Below are 17,915 nucleotides of genomic sequence, written 5' to 3' on the forward strand. Positions count from 1 at the left end.
CCGGCGGTCCCGGGGGTGTCAGGAGCGAAAACGCGCATGTCAGGCCAACTGCGTTTCGAGATTCTCGGGCCTCAGCGGGCCTGGTACGCCGACCGGGAGATCGACCTCGGTCCGGCCAAGCAGCGGGCGGTGCTCGCCGTACTGCTGCTCGCCGCCGGCCGCCCGGTCTCCACGGCGCAGATCGTCGACGCGGTCTGGCCGGAGGAGCCGCCCGCAAACGGGCCCAACGTGGTGCAGAAGTACGTGGCCGGGCTGCGCCGGGTGCTGGAACCGGACCGGTCCCCGCGTACGCCCGGACAGGTGCTCAGCCTGACCGACGCCGGCTATTCGCTGCGGGTGGACCCCGAGGCGGTGGACGCGGTCCGCTTCGAACGCGGTGTCCAGGCCGCCCGCCAGCGACATGCGTCCGGGCATGCGGAACGGGCGCTCGATGAGCTGTCCACCGCCCTGGGCCTCTGGCGGGGGGAACCGTTCACCGGCTTCTCCGTGCCGAACTTCGAGGCGGCTCGGCAGCGGCTGGTGGAGTTGCGCGCCGTGGCGTTGGAGACCCGCGCCGAGTTGCGGCTCGACCTCGGGCAGCACCGCGAGACGGTCGGTGAGCTGGTGGAGCTGGTCGCCGAGTTTCCCGTCCGGGAACGCCTGCGACACCAGCTCATGCTCGCGCTCTACCGCGGCGGGCGGCAGGCCGAGGCGCTGACCGCCTACCGGGAGTTCGACGACCTGCTCCGCGAGGAGTACGGCATCGAGCCGGGCGAGGCGTTGCGGGAACTGCACCGGCGCATCCTGCGCTCCGACCCGACCCTGGTGGCGGCTCAGCCTCCCGCCGAACCGCCGGCGCCGGTGACGGTTGCGCCGCCCTCCGCCGAACCGCCGGCGCCGGTGACGGCCGCTGGTCCCGAACTGGTGACGCCGACGGTCGTACCCGGCGGTCCCGTCCCCGCCCTACCGGGACCGGTATCGCCGGCCGCCCTGGCCGCGCCGCCTCCACCCCTGCTCCCCGCGAACCCGGGGCGACCGCCGAGGCCGTACTGGGCGAACCGGACCGTCACGATCCTCGGTACGGCGCTCGTCCTGCTCTCGTTCGGCTGCCTGACCTGGCTGGTGATCCTGGCCCACGCGGCGTGGCGGAGGAGTTGGCGTCTCGCGCTCGCGGGCGTCGGTTACCTGGCGCTTGTCGTCATCGAGGTGATCCTGCTCGACCTCGACAGTCCGGATGCCGAGGTGTCCGGCCCGACGGCGGCGACCTTCTGCGGCCTGGGCCTCATCACCTGGATGGCAGGCGCGATGCACGTGATCCTGCTCAGCATCTGGGAGGCGATCACCGGACGACCGGACAGCGCCCGGGGTCGCGCCGACGAGGAGCGGCGGATCCGCCGCGAGCACGCCCGCTACCTGCTCTACCACTACCCGGCGGCCCGGGAGGAGTGGCGGCTCGGCCGGCCCGACCTGGCGCGCAGCTTCGACGACGGCGGCCTGGTCGACGTCAACGCGGTCCCGGAGCAGGTGCTCACGGCCCTGCCCGGGCTGACGTCCGAGCAGGGCCGGCAGATCGTCATGGACCGCTGGCTGCGTGGCCCGTACGCCTCGATGGAGGAACTGGCCGCGCGCTGCCTGCTGCCGCCGAGCACGACCGAGCCCCTCCGTGACCTTCTGCTCTTCCTGCCCCCGGCGCCCCGGCCCGACGAGGCGCGAACACCCTGATCGTGACCGGAACCTCCCGCGCGGGCCGGGGTTCTGACGGACCGCGCTGGTAGAAATGCCGGATGGGCGACGAGCGGGCAGCGGTACGGGAGCGGGCCGAGGCGGTGCTGCGCCGGCTGGCGGGTGAGCACGCCCGGCTGCGCGAGGACCAGTGGCGGGCCATCGAGGCGTTGGTCGTCGACCGGCGACGGGTGCTGTGCGTGCAGCGCACCGGTTGGGGCAAGTCGGCGGTCTACTTCGTGGCCACCGCGCTGCTGCGCGACAGCAGGCAGGGCGACCAGGCCGGCCCGACCGTCATCGTGTCGCCGCTGCTGGCGCTCATGCGCAACCAGGTGGAGGCGGCGGCCCGCGCCGGCATCCGGGCCCGCACCATCAACTCGGCCAACCTCGACGAGTGGGACGAGATCACCGCCGAGATCCAGGCCGGGGCGGTGGACGTCCTGTTGATCAGCCCGGAGCGCCTCAACAACCCGGACTTCCGCGACGGCGTGCTGCCGAAGCTGGCCGCGACCACCGGTCTGCTGGTGGTCGACGAGGCGCACTGCGTCTCCGACTGGGGGCACGACTTCCGGCCGGACTACCGCCGGCTCCGTACCTTCCTCGCCGAACTGCCCGAGCGCACGCCCGTGCTGGCCACCACCGCCACCGCCAACGCCCGGGTCACCCAGGACGTCGCCGAGCAGTTGGGCGACGCGCTCGTCCTGCGCGGGACGCTGGACCGGGAGTCGCTGCGGCTCGGCGTCCTCGACCTGCCCAGCCCGGCGCACCGGCTGGCCTGGCTCGCCGATCACCTGGACGAGCTGCCCGGCTCCGGCATCGTCTACACGCTGACCGTCGCGGCAGCGGGGGAGACCACCGAGTTCCTGCGCTCCCGGGGGTACCCGGTCGCGTCGTACACCGGGCAGGCCGACGACGCCGACCGACGCGCCGCCGAGCAGGACCTGCTCGACAACAAGATCAAGGCGCTGGTGGCGACCAGCGCGCTCGGCATGGGCTTCGACAAACCCGACCTGGGCTTCGTCGTCCACCTCGGCGCGCCGCCGTCACCGATCGCGTACTACCAGCAGGTCGGCCGCGCCGGGCGCGCCGTCGAACACGCCGAGGTGCTGTTGCTGCCCGGCGTCGAGGACGCCGCCATCTGGCGTTACTTCGCCTCGCTGGCGTTCCCACCGGAGCAGCAGGTCCGGGCCGTGCTGGCCGCCCTGCACACCGACCGGCCGCTCTCCACCCAGGCCCTCGAACCCCTCGTCGACCTGCGCCGGGCCCGGTTGGAGCTGATGCTCAAGGTGCTCGACGTGGACGGCGCGGTCCGCCGGGTGCGCGGTGGCTGGCTCGCCACGGGCGAGCCCTGGGTCTACGACGAGGCCCGGTTGCGCCGCGTCGCCCAGGCGCGCACCGTCGAGCAACAGGCCATGCGGGAGTACGCGTCGACACCCGACTGCCGGATGCGATACCTGCGCGAGCGCCTGGACGACACCGGGGCGACCGACTGCGGCCGGTGCGACAGGTGCGCCGGCCCCCTGTTCGCCGCGGACACCTCGACGGCCGCGCTCGCCGCCGCGCAGACGTTCCTGGGCCGCCCGGGCGTCGAGATCGCCCCCAAGAAGCTCTGGCCCACCGGGTTGGAGGCTGTCGGCGTACCCCTCAAGGGCCGGATCGCCCCGGCGGACCAGGCGCTGCCCGGCCGCGCGGTCGGCCGCCTCTCCGACCTGGGGTGGGGCGGTCGGCTGCGGGATCTGGTCGGCCCGGAGTCGCCCGACGCGCCGGTGCCCGACGACGTGGCCGGCGCGGTGGTCGAGGTGCTGAAGGCCTGGGCGCACGGCGACGACCCGTGGCCGCGACGCCCGGTGGCGGTGGTCGCGGTCTCCTCCCGTCGGCGGCCCCGGCTGGTCGGCTCGCTGGCCGAGCGGATCGCCGCCGTGGGCCGGCTGCCGCTGCTCGGCGCGGTCACCGCGACCGGCCCGGACGGCCCCGGCGGGCCGCGCGGCAACAGCGCCCAGCGGGTACGCGCGCTGCACGACGCCTTCTCCGTACCGCCCGAACTGGCCGACGCGCTGGCCGCACTGGACGGGCCGGTGCTGCTCGTCGACGACCTGGTCGACTCGGGCTGGACGATGGCGATGGTGGCCCGTGAACTACGGCGGGCCGGCGCTCCCGACGTGCTCCCGCTCGCCCTCGCCGTGGCCGGCTGACCCGCTCCGACCGCCCGTCGACGGCTGCGGTGCGGAAAGTTCCCGGGCCGGGCGGATTGCGACGGCCGCCACGCTGTCCCGCCGTCGGCCGGAACCGGCCGGGCGCGGCGGTACGGTGGCGGGATGAGCGGGACTCCGGCGGTGCCTGACCAGGCCGGCACGGCCGTGTCGGACGGAAGCCCCGCCGCCTCGGCCCAGGTCGGCGCGGCCTCGTCGGACGTAGGCGAGGTTCCTCCGGAGCGGGCTGGCACGGGGGCGCCCGACCGGAGCACGGTCCGGATGGCGCTGGTGGTGGGCGGTCTGGTGCTCGCTGTCCTGCTCGGCTTCGGCCTGGGTCGCCTGAACGCCGGCACCGGCGGCACCGGCCTCGGGGGCAGCGCCGGCGGTACGACGCTCACTCCCGACCACACCCACCCGGCGGGCACCGCCGCCCACGAGCACGCCTCCGTCGCCGGCGTCGACCAGGGCGCTGCCGCCGAGCCCGGCGGACTGTCGGTCAGCTCGGGCGGATATACGCTGGTGCCGCTGGGCACCGAGTTCCCGGCCGGTCGCCCGGAGCAACTGCGCTTCCAGGTACGCGACGCGCAACGTCGACCGGTCACCCGCTTCGCCGTCGTGCACGACAAGCCGATGCACGTCATCGTGGTCCGTCGGGACCTGACCGGCTACCAGCACCTGCACCCGACGATGACGCCGGACGGCATCTGGTCGGTGCCGATGACCCTCGCGCAGCCCGGCGTCTGGCGGGCGTACGCGGACTTCACCGTGGTCGCCGACAACGGCGGCCAGAGCGCCGTGACCCTCGGCGTGGACCTGGTCGTGCCGGGCGCGTACCAGCCGCGTCCGCTGCCCGCGCCGGCGACCTCGACGACGGTGGACGGGTTCACGGTCGGCTACCAGGGCAGTCCGCAGGCCGGGGTGACGGTGCCGCTGACCTTCCGGATCGACGGCCCGGACGGCGGCGCGGCGCTGGAGCGTTACCTCGGCGCGTACGGTCACCTGGTGGCGCTGCGCGAGGGCGACCTCGGCTACCTGCACGTGCACCCCGAACCGGAGTTGGTCGACGGCCAGGTGAAGTTTTGGCTGACCATCCCCAACCCCGGCCGGTACCGCCTCTACCTGGACTTCCAGGTAGCCACCAAGGTCCACACCGCCGAACTAACCCTCACAATCCCCTAACCGCCCGCACCCCCCCCGGCCGGCCTGGGTTGATCATGAAGTTATTGCCACTCGCGTCGGCGTGTCGTGGCAATAACTTCATGATCAACGGGGCGGGGCGGGGCGGGGCGGCGCGGCGCGGCGCGGGGCGGAGTGGGTGCGGGGGAGGGGTTGGGGTTAGCCGGCGCGGCGGGTGGGGCGGCGGGCCAGGTAGCGGAGCAGGTCGCGGATGTGGTGCTTCTCCTCGGCCGGAACGGTGGGGTCGGCCAGGCGGTCCAGGATGGCGCGGACGTCGGCGTCGACCGGGCCCTCGTCGCTGCGCCGGCGGGGCGCCGGGCCCGCGTCGGGCAGTCCGAGAGCCCGGAACGCGGCGGCCACCGGCAGATCCAGGGCGGCACAGAAGCCGCGCACCTTGGCCAGTTCGGGGTAGTCCTGCCAGTCACCGGCGAGCCAACGGAACACGGTCGAGCGACCCACTCCGGTGTGCGCGGCCAGATCGGTCACCGTCCATCCGCGCTCGTCCCGGGCGTCGTCGATGGCCCGCCGAACGAAGCGGGCGAACGCCATCTGCGGTGTTACGTCTGCGGAACCCATCCGGTATGTCTTTCCCTCCCGGCCGCGCACTGGGAAGATGCGCCTCCGAGCGTAGTACGCCGAGGATCGGAAACCACTGACTGACCGCACAAACTGTCCCACCGATGAGACTCCACCTCGGGCAGTATTCGGACCGGTACCGAGCGATCATCATCGTTCTTCCACTAAGCTCGGTGCCCGTCCCGGCACGGCGCACGCGCGCCTGCCGCGTTCGTCCGGACCACCGCCGAGGAGCACCATGGCCGAATCGCGCCGTCCGCAGCCGTACCAGCCCGGTGCGGTGAGCCTCTTCTTCGTCGCCAAGGCCGGCGTCTTCGCCGCCGGGTTCTGGATCTGGCTGCTGATCCTGGTGCTGCGCACCGACGCGGCGACCGGCGTCCAGGTGCTCGCCGCCACCGGCGCGATCACCACCACGCTGGTCGCCGTGGTGCTGGGCGCCCGGATGGCGCTCCAGCAGAACGCGGCGGTCCGGCACGCCGAGACGAAGAAGCTGCTCGTCGACATCTCCTGGAACGCGTTCACGGCCGCCGGCAACGCCGAGAGCTCGGGAAAGGTGGTGCCCTTCCCGAGCAGCCCGGTCGACGAGGACCGCCCGACGCGCAACGGCGGGGACCGGGTGGCGGTCTTCGACCGCTCCGGCAGCCGGGACCGGGGTAGCAGCGCCGACCGCCGACGCTGAGCTGACCTGGGCGGAACTCCAGTTCCGCGCGCAGAAGGTCCGACTTGACGAGGTGAGTTGAAGTTGGCCCGCGCTCGGCCGTCCACGAGCGGCACGCCGGTGCGAGCATTATGTTCGGCTGGGATGGATTCGGGATATACGCTGGTTCCGTTCGGAACGGAAGACGTTAATTACCCGAAGCTGTCATCGGAGTGAGACGTGCTGACCTCAGGCAAGGTGCCATTTGGCGAGCCGCCGGAGCGGGAGATCGACGTGCTCCGCCGCGCCGTGGCGCTCGTCGTGGACCGGCTGCCGGCGGGCTGGTCGATCAACCTTGCGGAGGAAGAGACGGGAAGCCGGATCGACGGTGTAGCGAACCTGGTTGCCCCGGATGGGACGAGAGCGACCTTCTTCATCGAGGCGAAACGCTCGGTGATTGCGGGCGATCTTGCTAGCACCCTCGATCAACTTCGTTCCTACAGTTTGTCCCACGTCGAGTCCCCGGTGCCCATGATCGCGGCACGGTACATCGGCTCTTCTGCCCGGAAGTGGCTGGAGGAACGAAACCTTTCCTATGTCGACGCCACTGGCAACATGCACATATCGCTTGAACGCCCAGCGATTTACCTGCATGACCGGGGTTCCGATCGAGATCCGTGGCGCGGGCCCGGCAGGCCACGCGGCACCCTGCAAGGCCCCCCGGCTGCTCGTGTGGTTCGGGCCCTCGTGGACTTTGCCGGAAGTATGACGGTTCCAGACCTGATACGGCTGTCAGGGGCATCGACAGGTGCGACGTATCGCGTGGTTGATTTCCTGGAGCGCGAAGCGCTGGTGACACGCCCCCGAGGGGGGCCGATCATGGACGTCAAGTGGCGTCGGATCCTGGAGAGATGGAGTGAGGATTACGGGTTTCAGCGCAGCAACAGTGTCAACGCCTATCTGAGTCCGCGAGGCATACCAGCCTTTCAGGAGGACCTGCGTGAGGCGAGCGGATTGCGTTACGCATTGACGGGGTCTCTGGCGGCCCATCGTCTAGCGCCCCATGCTCCGGCCAGGCTGGCGATGCTCTACGCCGACGATGCGGAACAGCTCGCCCGAAGACTCAAGCTGCGTCCCGTTGAAACGGGCGCGAACGTACTGGTGGCGCACGGAAAGTACGACGTCGTGTTCGATCGGCTGGCGCACGATGAAGGCCTACTTTATGTAGCGCCGAGCCAAGCCGCTGTTGATCTACTGACGGGCCCTGGTCGGACCCCGGCTGAGGGACAGGAACTCCTCGATTGGATGGAGGGGCATGAGCGAGCTTGGCGACGTTGATCTACTTGTTGCCGCGCGTAGCGCATTACTGGATGCCCTCGAAGCTCTCCGTCACCACGCCGACGCTGTGGTCGTGGTGGGGGCGCAGGCGGTCTACCTGCACACCGGTGCCGCGCCTGTCGCGCTTGCGGAGGCGACCAAGGATTGCGACTTGGCCCTTGACGCGCGCGTCCTTCCCGAGGAGCCGTTGCTCGAGGAGGCTATGCGGGCAGCCGGGTTTCATCTCAATGTCCAGGCGCAGCAGCCTGGGGCGTGGCTGAACCCAAAAGGCATTCCTGTCGACTTGATGGTTCCTGAAGCGCTTGCTGGAGGGTCGGGTCGCCGTGCCGTCAAAATTCCGCCGCACGCCCGGAACGCAGCCAGGAGGGCTGTTGGACTGGAGGCGGCTGTTGTCGATCACGTCGCAATAGACATACGTGCGCTTGCTCCGGGCGACAGTCGGGTTTATGCGGCCAATGTCGCCGGCCCTGCCGCTCTGCTGGTGGCGAAGTTGCACAAGATTGGCGAGCGGCAGGAGACGCCCAAACGCCTTGTCGACAAGGACGCGCACGACATCTACCGTCTCCTGGTCGCGGTGCGGACCGAGCGGCTCGCCGCCAGCCTGGCGAAGTTGCGGGCGGATGATTTGGCGCAACAGGTCACCGAACAGGCTTTGGTTTTCCTGGCAGATCTATTTGCGGCAGGCCCCGAAGCGCCGGGGTCGGTGATGGCTGGCAGAGCCGAGCAGGGTATCGGTGATCCCCCTGTCGTGTCGGCCGCTGCCGCTGCCTTGGCTGACGATTTACTTGCTCTGGTTGGCCGGTCACTCGACACGCCCGCGACGGGTTGAGGCTAGGGCTCAACTCCTACTGGGCTGCGGGTCGGCGGCCAGCAGGACCTCCAGTCGGGGTGTGACCTGCCACTGGTCGACCAGCTCGCGGTACTCCGCCTGGCGCGGGTCGGCGGCACCGGTGCGGCGGGCGCGGATCAGCAGGTTGCGGGGCGTGTGCTGGGAGTCGATGAACTCCACCACCTCGGCCCGGTAACCGTGCGTCCGTAGCAGGCCGGCGCGCAGCGCGTCGGTGAGCACGTCGGCGAAGCGCTCGCGCAGGATGCCCTGCCGGGTCAGCAGCTCGTACGGCGCCGGAGCGGGCCGCGCCCGTAGCTGCTTGGCGAGGTCGTGGTGACAGCAGGGCGCGGCGAGGATCCAGCGGGCCTGCCAGCGCACCGCCCGGGCCAGCGCCTCGTCGGTGGCGGTGTCGCAGGCGTGCAACGCCAGCACCAGGTCCGGGGCGGGGTCGACGACGGCCTCGGCGATGGTGCCGGCGACGAAGCTGACCTTGTCAGCCCAGCCCAGCCGCTGCGCCAGTGCGGTGTTGCGCTGGCGCTGGTCCTCCCGGACGTCCACGCCGACCAGCTCGACGTCGAGTCCACGGCTCGCCAGGTAGCGGTAGGCGGCGAAGGTCAGATAGGCGTTGCCGCAGCCGAGGTCGACCACCCGCAGCGGACCGGTCAGGTCGTCGGGCAGGGTCGCGGCCAGGGCCCGCAGGAACGCGTCGACCTGGCGGCGCTTGGCCGCCGAACCGCCGATCTCGGCGAAGATCTCATCGCCGGGATCGAGCAGGTACTCCTTCGCCCGGTCGTTCCCACTCGCCTTCGCCGCCGGTCGGACCGTCGCCGCGCGGTGCACCTGCGCCTCGCCGGACTTGGTCACCCGGAGCTGAAGGGTCGCGTCGGCCGTCTCCACGTGCCAGTTGCCGAAAGGCTCGGCCAGGAGCTCGTCGACCGCCGCGTCGGCCTCGGGGCCGGGAGCGACGTTACGGGTGTACGGGCGTGCGCCGTCGGAGGTGGCGATCTGCAGCCGTGCGCCGGCCTTGAGCGTCACCGGCCGCAGTTCGGCCCGCACGACGCTGGGACGGTGCCCGCGGCGACGCCCGGCGGCGACCGCCCGGGTCAGCGCGGGGTCGAGCAGCAGGGCACGGACCTCGGTGAGGGCGGCATCCAGTGGTTCCGGCATCGTTCCATCTTCGGCAGGTGGGTGGGCAGAAGGGGACATCCCCCGTACCGCTCGAGCGGCGCGGGGGATGTCGGATGGATCTCTCGCTGGGTCAGTCCGCGGTCGCCTCGGCCGGCGTACCCCCGCCGGAACCGCCACCACGACGGCGCCGGCGGCGGCGCGGCTTCGACGGCTCGCCCTCGGCGTCGGCCGGCTCGGCCGGCGACGCGTCGGCGGTGATCACGGCGGTCGGCTCACCGGACACCGTCTCGCCGGCCCGGCGGCGGCGCCGGCGGCGCGGGGTGCGGGTGGCCTCGTCGCCGGTGGCGTCCGTGGACGCCTCGGCGGCCGGCGTGCCGGCGTCGCCCCGGTCCCGGCGGCCGTCGCCCCGGCCCCGGCGCTCGCCGCCACGGCTCTCACCGCGTCGGGAACCCCGGCCACCGCCGTCTCCGCGGCGGGAGCGCGTGGTGCCGCCCAGGTCCTCCTCGATCTCGGCGGACAGCCCGGCGCGGGTGCGCTCGGCGGTGGGCAGCGTGCCGGTCACCTCGGTCGAGATGTGCAGGTCGGTGTAGAGGTGCGGCGAGGTGTGGTAGGTCTCCGGCGGCTCGGGCATCTCCAGACCGAGGGTCTTGTCGATGATCCGCCAGCGCGGCATGTCGTCCCAGTCGACGAAGGTCACCGCGACGCCGGTCGCCCCGGCCCGGCCGGTACGACCGATGCGGTGGGTGTAGGTGTCCTGGTCTTCCGGGCAGTCGTAGTTGATGACGTGGGTGACGCCGGTGACGTCCAGGCCCCGGGCCGCGACGTCGGTGGCGACCAGGATGTCGATCTTGCCAGCGCGGAAGGCCCGCAGGGCCCGCTCACGGGCGCCCTGGCCGAGGTCACCGTGAACGGCGGCGACGGCGAACCCCCGGAAGTCGAGATCCTCGGCGACCCGGTCGGCGGCCCGCTTGGTACGGGTGAAGATCATGGTCAGCCCACGCCCCTCCGCCTGGAGGATGCGGGCAACCACCTCGACCTTGTTCATCGAGTGGGTGCGGTAGACCAGCTGCTGGGTCTGCGGCGACGGCCCGGTCTCGGCGGTGTGCCCGGCGTGGATCGTCATCGGCTGGCGCAGGAAGCGCCGGGACAGGGTGACGATCGGGTCCGGCATGGTCGCCGAGAAGAGCATCGTCTGCCGGTCTTCCGGAAGCATCGCCAGGATCTTCTCGACGTCGTCGAGGAAGCCCAGGTCGAGCATGCGGTCGGCCTCGTCCAGGACGAGCGCGCGCACCCGGTCGAGGCGGAGGTGCTTCTGCTTCTGCAGGTCCATCAGTCGGCCGGGGGTGCCGACCAGGATCTCGACGCCCTTGCGCAGCGCGTCGATCTGCGGCTCGTACGCCACGCCGCCGTAGATCGGCAGCACCCGGACGCCGCGCGTGCGGCCGGCGGCGGCCAGGTCCTTGGCCACCTGGATGCCCAGCTCGCGGGTGGGGACGACGACGAGCGCCTGGGGGACGCCGTCGCCACCCTCGCTCGGCGCGAAGACCCGCTCCAGCAGCGGTACGCCGAAGCCGAGGGTCTTGCCGGTGCCGGTGGGCGCCTGGCCGATGAGGTCGACGCCGCGCAGCGCGATCGGGATCGCGTACTCCTGGATGGCGAACGCGCGGGTGATGCCGGCCGCGGCCAGCGCCTCGACGGTCTCGTCGCGGGCGCCGAGGGCGGCGAAGGTGGGTGCCTCGGGTCGGACCGGGGCGGTGGGGGCCAGTTCCTGGCCGTCCATCAGATCTTGAGTCAGCTCGCTCATGTGGATGTGGGGGTGCCCTCTCGTGGGTGCGCCCCGTCATGTCCTCAGGGCGCGGTCGGTATGACGCGGGCCACACGGTCGGGGGCAGACTGCCGAGCCGGACCGGGCCGCACGCGCGCCGCGGGCTGAACGTCGAACGGATCGGCGCCCACGGCAACTGCTCTATGCTACCCGAACAGGCAAGCTCACGTCCCGATTCCCGGTCGGCCAGCCGCCACGCGGGGCGACTGAATGTGAGCTGCCTCACACACGATAGCGTGCGCTCGTGTCCATCGCCGGTTCCGCCGTCCCCGACCTGCTCGGCCTCGTCGCCTTCGGCGAACTGCTCGCCTTCGAACGGATGGCCGCTGACGCACGACTCGCCCCGGACCTGCGCCGGCGCGTCGCGTTGCACCAGATGGCCGCGGCTGAGATCGACAACTACCGCCGGCTCGCCGACCGGCTCACCGCACTGGGCGTGTCGCCGGAGGCGGCGATGACGCCGTACCTGCGACCGTTGCAGGCGTACCACGACTCCACCGAGCCACGGGACTGGGCCGAGGTCGTCACCAAGGCGTACGTAGGCGACGCCATCACCGACGACTTCATCCGGGAGATCGCCGACGCGCTGGACGGACCCGACCGGACGCTGGTGCTCGACGTGCTGCACGACTCCCGGTACGCGGAATTCGCCGCCGCCGAGATCCGGACGGCCGTCGCCGCCGACCCGCGGGTGGCCGGCCGGCTCTCCATGTGGGCCCGGCGGCTGGTCGGCGAGGCACTGTCCCAGGCCGGCCGGGTGGCCGCCGAACGCGCCACGCTAACCACGCTGATCACGCGGGCCGACCGGATCGACGTGCCGGGGCTCTTCGCGCGGCTCACCGACGCGCACACCGCGCGGATGGCGGCCGTCGGACTGAACAACTGAACGCGTTCACGCGGTACCGGCCCGCGGCAGGTGACCGGATGTCGACCTGCCGCGACGGCCGGACCGGTCAGCGGACGGTGAAACCGACCGCTCGGGGAGACGCCTCGGCGATCTCGACGTAGGCGACCTTCTCGACCGGAACGATGACCCGCCGGCCCTTCTCGTCGGTCAGGGAGAGCGTGCCGCCGTTACCGGCGAAGGCGTCGGTCACGATCTGCTCGATCTCGGCCGGCGACTGCGCGCTGTCCAGAACCAGCTCGCGCGGCGCGTACTGCACGCCGATCTTGACCTCCACTGTGCCTCCTCAACTGGGCGATAACCGCCCTGCGAAGGCTATCCGATCACGGGGGTGGCGGTCAGGCTGACTCACCTTGCAGCGGGAAGCTCGCGATGCCCCGCCAGGACAGCGCCGCGACCAGTGCCTCGGCCTCCGCCTTGGGCACCTGCCGGCCGCCGGCCAGCCAGAACTGCGCGGCCGTCTCCGCCGCGCCGACCAGCCCGGAGGCCAGCAACTCGGCGTGCGACCGGCTCACGCCGGTGTCGGAGATGATGGTGTCGGTGATCGCCGCGATGCAGCCCTGCTCGACCCGCTCGACCCGCTGCCGTACCGCCGGATCGTTGCGCAGGTCCGACTCGAAGACGAGGCGGAACGCCTCGCTCTCGTGGTCGACGAAGTCGAAGTACGCCCGGACCGACGCGCTGACCCGCTCCTTGTTGTCACTGGTGCCCTGCATCGCCTCACGCACCTGAGCGACGATGGCGTCACAGTGCGTGTCCAGCAGCGCCAGGTAGAGATCCATCTTGCCGGGGAAGTGTTGGTAGAGCACCGGCTTGGAGACCCCGGCCCGCTCGGCGATGTCGTCCATCGCCGCAGCGTGGTAGCCCTGCGCGACGAACACCTCCTGAGCGGCCGCGAGCAGCTGCTTACGACGCGCGGAGCGGGGCAGGCGGGTGGGCCTGCCAGCGGTCTGTGCGCCGTTCCCCACAGCCGTCATGGGATCCTCCGAGTTCTTCGTACGAGCCGCCATTTTCCCCCCAGACCGGGGCGGCCCCCGACCGCGTCGTGGAATTGGCCCGCCGCTGTAACTTATCGCCACTCTCCCCACACGGTAGCCTCAGCGAGGGCGACCAAGGAGCGCGCGGTGAGTGAAACAGGGCAACCCGGAGCCGCCACCCCGGGAGAGCACGGTGACGGAGCGGGTCAGCACGACGACCCGGGACGTCCCGGCAGCGGGTGGGCGCCCTCGACGGGCGGGTGGTCCCCGTCTGGCGAGCGCGAAGCGGCCGGGGAGCAGGCGCCACGATGGCAGCCCGACCCCGCGTCCGGCTGGCGCACCACCTCCAAGAGGCACGGTGATCTGCCCGCGCCGCTGCCCGGGCTGGCCGACGGCGTCGAGCCGAGGACCCGGGTCAACGGTCACCACACCAACGGCGTCCACCACGGTGCGGCCGAGATCGACGGTGACGGCGTCGTCAACGGCGTCCACGGCGACGCCGAGGTCAACGGCGTGGGCCCGTCGTCCGGTCGCCAGGCACCGGTGAGCGCCCCGCCGGGGCGTTCCGCCGACGACCGGTCCGACCTCGGCACCGGCCGCCTCGCGGTGCCCGCCCAGCGTCCTGCGCCGCCCCCCGAACCGGGGGCGGGGGAGGCCGACACCGGCCGGGCCCGGCACCTGACCGCCGACCCCACGACACCGCGCGGCGCCCACTGGGCCGAAGCCGGTGTGCCGGGCACCGCGCCCATCGAGGTGCCGCCCGTCGGTACGGCGGCCTCGGGCTTCGAGGTGCCACCCGGCCTGCGGGCCCCCACCGGCGACCGCTCGGCCGTCGACGAGCCGGCGACCGGGTCGCGCGGACGGCGGGAAGCCCTCGCGCCGGAGGCCTCGGCCGAGTCGGGGCGCGGCGACGACTCCGAGCCGGACCGCCCCGCCGCCGACACCCGCCGCGCGGGCGAGTCCTCCTCCGTCGAGCCGGACTGGTCCGGGCCCAGTTGGAACCGCCCGAGCTGGGGCAGTGGATGGGCGCCACCCTGGTCCCGGCAGGACGGCGAGCCGTCCGACCCGCCGACGCGGGACGACTCCGCGCCGGGTTGGGTCGCCGAGCCCAGCGTGCCGTACGAGCCGGTACGGGCCGAACCGACCCGTCCGTACCAGCCGGTGTCCGCCGAGCCGCCGCGTGCGTACGACATCGCTTCCGAGGCCGAGGCGGCATCCGACCGCGACCGGCCCGCGCGCCCGTCCTGGGCCGGGGAACGTCCGGCCACGACGCCGACCAGCGTGCCGCCGGCAGCCTCCCGTTCCGAGCCGGTCGAGCGCCCGTCCTGGGCCGGCGGGTCGACGTCCGAGCCGGTCGGCACGCCTCCCGGGGACCGCCCGTCCTGGGCCGCGCCGCCGTCGAGCGTGCCGGCTGATCCGTCGTCCCGCGCGGGCGCCTCGGATCCCACGCCGACCAGCGGCGCCGGGTCACCCACACCCGCCGCCTCGGCGGCCGAGCGTCCGTCCTGGGCCGGGGGTGCGACTCCGACCAGTGGTCCGCCGGCGGTCGGGCGTCCGTCCTGGGCCGGGGGTGCGACTCCGACCAGTGGTCCGCCGGCGGTCGGGCGTCCGTCCTGGGCCGGCGGTGCCACCCCGACCAGCGCCGCTCACGCGGAGCCGACCAGCGGCCCGCCGGCTGCCGAGCGCCCGTCCTGGGCCGGTCCGGCATCGGCCCTTCCACCGCCGCCACGCCCCTCCTGGGCCGGCGAGCCCGACCCGGCTCCGAGCAGCTTCGAGGCGGCACGTCCGCCCTGGGCCGGTGCACAGGTCCCCGATGGCACGCCCACGCGCCCCACCTGGGCCGGCCCCGCGCCGGTGGAGCCGTCGACGCCGGCCGATCCGCCACCGGCCCCTGCCGGCCCGCCGGCGGCGGTGGTGGATGCGCCGTCGCCGAGCACGCCGTCACCAGCGAAACCGGCCCGGCCGGCGTCCGAGCGTGCGTCGTGGGCCGGGAGTTCGCCGACACCCGTGGCGAACGCGGCCGCCGAGCGACCGGACTGGTCCGAGGGACGCATCCCGCCGGCCACGCCGGCCGATCGCCCGTCCTGGCCGGCCAAGCGACCGGTGAACCCCGCTCGCGCGAGCGAGGCGGGCGAGTCGGCCAACCCGGTCCGACCACCGACCGCGCCGTTCCGGCTCCGGCCGGCCAGCCCCGAGCCACCCGACCCGTCGACCGCCGGGCCGACCTCGACCGCCGGGGCGGCAACCGGTCCGGCGTCGGCCACCGGCGGGTCGGGGCGGCACGACCGACCGTCGTCCGCGTCCACCCCTGCGTACGCGGCCCGCCGATCCGCCCCGGACCCGACGTCGCCGGCCGACCCCGCCGCCGGTGGGCGACGGCCCGACACACCGGCGGTACTGCCGCAGCGCGTCCCCGCGCAACCGGACGTGCCCGTCGTGCCGGAGCCGCCAGCCGTGGAACCACCTGCCGAAACCCCCGAACTCGCGCGCATCGCCACCCACCTGCGCCGGGACGACGAGCCCGCTCCGTTGCGGGAGCGGCCCGAGGGGTTCGACGTCAACGCCATCCTGGACGCCGTCCGGGAGGTGGCCGGTGTCCGGGACGCGGCGCTGCGTCGTACCCCGGCGGGTGCGCACAGCCTCCGGCTGGACCTGGCCGACGGCGCGGATCCGGCCGAGGTGAGCCGTCAGGTCGCCCGCCTGCTCCAGGAACGGATGGGTCTCGCCGCCGCCCCGCAGAACGTGCCCGGCCTGCCCAGCACGCCGGCCCCGCCGGTGCGCCGTCGCGCGGCGGAGCCGCGGTCCGCCGAGCCCCGGCCCGGTGGCGCGAAACCCACGAACGCACGGTCCACCGACACCCGACCTGCCGAGCCGCGCAACGCCGGTGCGACGTCGGGGACCGCCGAGGCGCCGGCGAGCGCCCGGCCGGCGGAGGCCGCACCGCCCGGCCCCGAGCAGTGGACCGGCCCGGACGCCGCACGTAAGCGGCGGACGGGCAGCCCGCACCGCGGGCGCGCCACGGTCGAGGAGCCCGGCTCGGTCTCGGGTGTACCCGCCGGTGGGGCGACCGGCAGCCCGGCGACGGTCGGTACGTCGTACTCCGGTGGTCAGGTGACCACGACGGAGTCGGCGCCCTCCCGCCCGCTGGACAACGGCGGCGCGCCGGGGCCGCGCGTGGTCATCGACCACGTGCAGGTCAGCACCTTCGGTCTGGACGCCAATGTGGAGGTACGGCTGCTGGCCGGCGACGGCAGCGCCGCCGGGTACGCGACCGGCCCCGCGGTGGACGGTTACGTGCTGCGGCTCTGCGCGGTGGCCGCCGCCGCGGCCGTGGACGAGCTGCTGCGCGGCACCGAGAACGCCGAGCGTGGCCGCTGCTTCGTCGAGCACGCGGCGGTGGTGCCGTTCGGCAACTGCGAGGTGGCGACCGTGGTGGTGCTGCTGGTCTGCGACGGCTGGGTCGAGCAGCTCGCCGGCTCGGCCCTGGTGGCCGGTGACCCGCGGCAGGCGGTGGTTCGCGCCACCCTCGCGGCGGTCAACCGTCGGCTGGAGGCGCTGCTGTCCTAGGGCCTTGCCGGATCGCCGCCCGGACTCCGCCTCGGCTCGACCGCCCTTATGAAACAGGCCCTGAGGGGTGCGAGGCAGACTGGGGGGATGAAGCGCGCCACCCTCTGGCCGGACCACCTCCTTCCCGAGGGCGGTGTGCCGCCGCCCTGGCCGGGCCGGGAGGTCCGTCTCGACGGCATGGTCACTTACGTGCGGGACACCCCGGCGACGAGTACGGACGCGGAGCCGGCGCTGTTCGTGCACGGGCTCGGCGGCTCGTCGCAGAACTGGACCGACCTGGCCGGGCTGCTCTCCGACCGGTTGGCCGGTCAGGCCATCGACCTGCCCGGGTTCGGTCGCAGCGACCCGGGCCGGCGCTACACCATCCCGGCCTTCGCCGAGCTGGTCATCCGCTGGATCGAGCACTCCGGTCGAGGGCCGGTCCATCTGTTCGGCAATTCGCTGGGCGGCGCGGTCTCGGTCCAGGTGGCGGGGTTGCGGCCGGACCTGGTCCGTACCCTCACCCTGATCTCTCCGGCGCTGCCGTTTTTGGACTTCCGGCGGTCGTTGCAGGGCAGGATGCTGCCGGTGCTGGCCATCCCGGGTGGTGAGCGGCTGGTCGCCCGGCGACTCACCCAGCTCGCCCCGGAGGTGATGGCCGAGCAGGTGCTCGAGGCGTGCGTCGCCGACCTGAGTCGCATCTGCGCGCAGCGTCGGGAGGAGGCGTTGGAGGAGATCCGGGTGCGGTACGAGGCGGCGCACTACGCGGCCGCGTACGTCCGCACGTTCCGGGGCCTGGTCTCCAGCTTCCTGCGGGCGTATCTGCCGGGGTCGGGATCGCTGTGGCGGCTCGCCGGAGCGGTCCGCGCGCCGACGCTCGTGGTGGGAGGACGGCAGGACCGGCTGGTCGACGTCCGGGTCGCACCGCAGACCGCCCGGGTCATCCCGGACAGCCGCCTGCTGATGCTCGACGGCGTCGGTCACGTGGCGCAACTCGAGGTGCCTCGACTGGTCGCCCGGGCGGTGGTCGGTCTGCTCACCGAAAAGGGGGACGCCGTCCGGCGGTCCGATCTGGCAGGCTGACCC

General features: G+C 73.1%; 13 protein-coding genes and 1 pseudogene. 9 read left to right on the forward strand and 5 right to left on the reverse strand.

All coding sequences use genetic code 11. The annotated features are described in order from the left end of the window. Positions 1–36 precede the first annotated feature (36 nt). The 3 genes from AC3EN4_RS24700 to AC3EN4_RS24710 all read left to right on the forward strand — a co-directional run bounded on the left by AC3EN4_RS24700 (position 37) and on the right by AC3EN4_RS24710 (position 5,072). Entirely contained in the window at positions 37–1,701 is a 1,665-nt protein-coding gene (locus tag AC3EN4_RS24700) for an AfsR/SARP family transcriptional regulator (RefSeq protein ID WP_435208164.1), read from the forward strand. A gap of 62 nt (positions 1,702–1,763) precedes the next feature. Continuing rightward, positions 1,764–3,893, forward strand: coding sequence for a RecQ family ATP-dependent DNA helicase (locus AC3EN4_RS24705; protein ID WP_435208166.1), 2,130 nt, complete (start codon positions 1,764–1,766; stop codon positions 3,891–3,893). A gap of 123 nt (positions 3,894–4,016) precedes the next feature. Next, the gene (locus tag AC3EN4_RS24710) at positions 4,017–5,072 is read left to right on the forward strand and encodes a hypothetical protein (RefSeq protein WP_435208167.1); all 1,056 of its coding nucleotides are present in this window, start codon (positions 4,017–4,019) and stop codon (positions 5,070–5,072) included. Between the two features lie 156 nt (positions 5,073–5,228). On the opposite strand, the gene AC3EN4_RS24715 is transcribed toward AC3EN4_RS24710, so the two are convergent. Further along, positions 5,229–5,645 (reverse strand): helix-turn-helix domain-containing protein, encoded by a 417-nt coding sequence (locus AC3EN4_RS24715; protein ID WP_435208169.1) that lies wholly within the window; start codon positions 5,643–5,645, stop codon positions 5,229–5,231. Positions 5,646–5,883: 238 nt separating this feature from the next. Between AC3EN4_RS24715 and AC3EN4_RS24720 the strand changes: the two genes are divergently transcribed. The 3 genes from AC3EN4_RS24720 to AC3EN4_RS24730 all read left to right on the forward strand — a co-directional run bounded on the left by AC3EN4_RS24720 (position 5,884) and on the right by AC3EN4_RS24730 (position 8,449). After that, a complete protein-coding gene (locus tag AC3EN4_RS24720) occupies positions 5,884–6,324 on the forward strand; it encodes a hypothetical protein (RefSeq protein ID WP_435208170.1) in 441 nt (146 codons plus the stop codon). A gap of 198 nt (positions 6,325–6,522) precedes the next feature. Next, positions 6,523–7,620, forward strand: a complete 1,098-nt coding sequence (locus AC3EN4_RS24725; protein ID WP_435208172.1) for a hypothetical protein — start codon at positions 6,523–6,525, stop codon at positions 7,618–7,620. After that, positions 7,598–8,449, forward strand: coding sequence for a GSU2403 family nucleotidyltransferase fold protein (locus tag AC3EN4_RS24730; protein ID WP_435208173.1), 852 nt, complete (start codon positions 7,598–7,600; stop codon positions 8,447–8,449). The genes AC3EN4_RS24725 and AC3EN4_RS24730 overlap by 23 nt, the downstream gene beginning before the upstream one ends. A gap of 9 nt (positions 8,450–8,458) precedes the next feature. Here the strand turns inward: AC3EN4_RS24730 and AC3EN4_RS24735 are convergent, their stop codons facing one another. Both AC3EN4_RS24735 and AC3EN4_RS24740 read right to left on the reverse strand, forming a co-directional pair. Next, on the reverse strand, positions 8,459–9,616 hold the full coding sequence (locus AC3EN4_RS24735; RefSeq protein ID WP_435208175.1) for a class I SAM-dependent methyltransferase: 1,158 nt from the start codon (positions 9,614–9,616) through the stop codon (positions 8,459–8,461). Between the two features lie 91 nt (positions 9,617–9,707). After that, entirely contained in the window at positions 9,708–11,381 is a 1,674-nt protein-coding gene (locus AC3EN4_RS24740) for a DEAD/DEAH box helicase (RefSeq protein WP_422737017.1), read from the reverse strand. A 265-nt stretch (positions 11,382–11,646) separates the two neighbouring features. Here AC3EN4_RS24740 and AC3EN4_RS24745 point away from each other — a divergent pair, with 265 nt between their 5' ends. Next, positions 11,647–12,288, forward strand: a complete 642-nt coding sequence (locus tag AC3EN4_RS24745) for a ferritin-like fold-containing protein (protein WP_435208177.1) — start codon at positions 11,647–11,649, stop codon at positions 12,286–12,288. Positions 12,289–12,355: 67 nt separating this feature from the next. Here AC3EN4_RS24745 and AC3EN4_RS24750 read toward each other — a convergent pair whose 3' ends face one another. After that, a complete protein-coding gene (locus AC3EN4_RS24750; RefSeq protein ID WP_030329796.1) occupies positions 12,356–12,583 on the reverse strand; it encodes a DUF3107 domain-containing protein in 228 nt (75 codons plus the stop codon). A gap of 61 nt (positions 12,584–12,644) precedes the next feature. Next, a complete protein-coding gene (locus tag AC3EN4_RS24755; RefSeq protein WP_435208180.1) occupies positions 12,645–13,283 on the reverse strand; it encodes a TetR/AcrR family transcriptional regulator in 639 nt (212 codons plus the stop codon). Positions 13,284–15,152: 1,869 nt separating this feature from the next. Here AC3EN4_RS24755 and AC3EN4_RS24760 point away from each other — a divergent pair. Then, a pseudogene (locus AC3EN4_RS24760) lies at positions 15,153–16,850 on the forward strand (hypothetical protein); the annotation flags it as partial. Positions 16,851–16,937: 87 nt separating this feature from the next. Further along, the gene (locus AC3EN4_RS24765; protein ID WP_435208181.1) at positions 16,938–17,912 is read left to right on the forward strand and encodes an alpha/beta fold hydrolase; all 975 of its coding nucleotides are present in this window, start codon (positions 16,938–16,940) and stop codon (positions 17,910–17,912) included. The last annotated feature ends 3 nt before the right edge of the window (positions 17,913–17,915 follow it).

It is taken from the genome of Micromonospora sp. bgisy143, assembly GCF_057708145.1.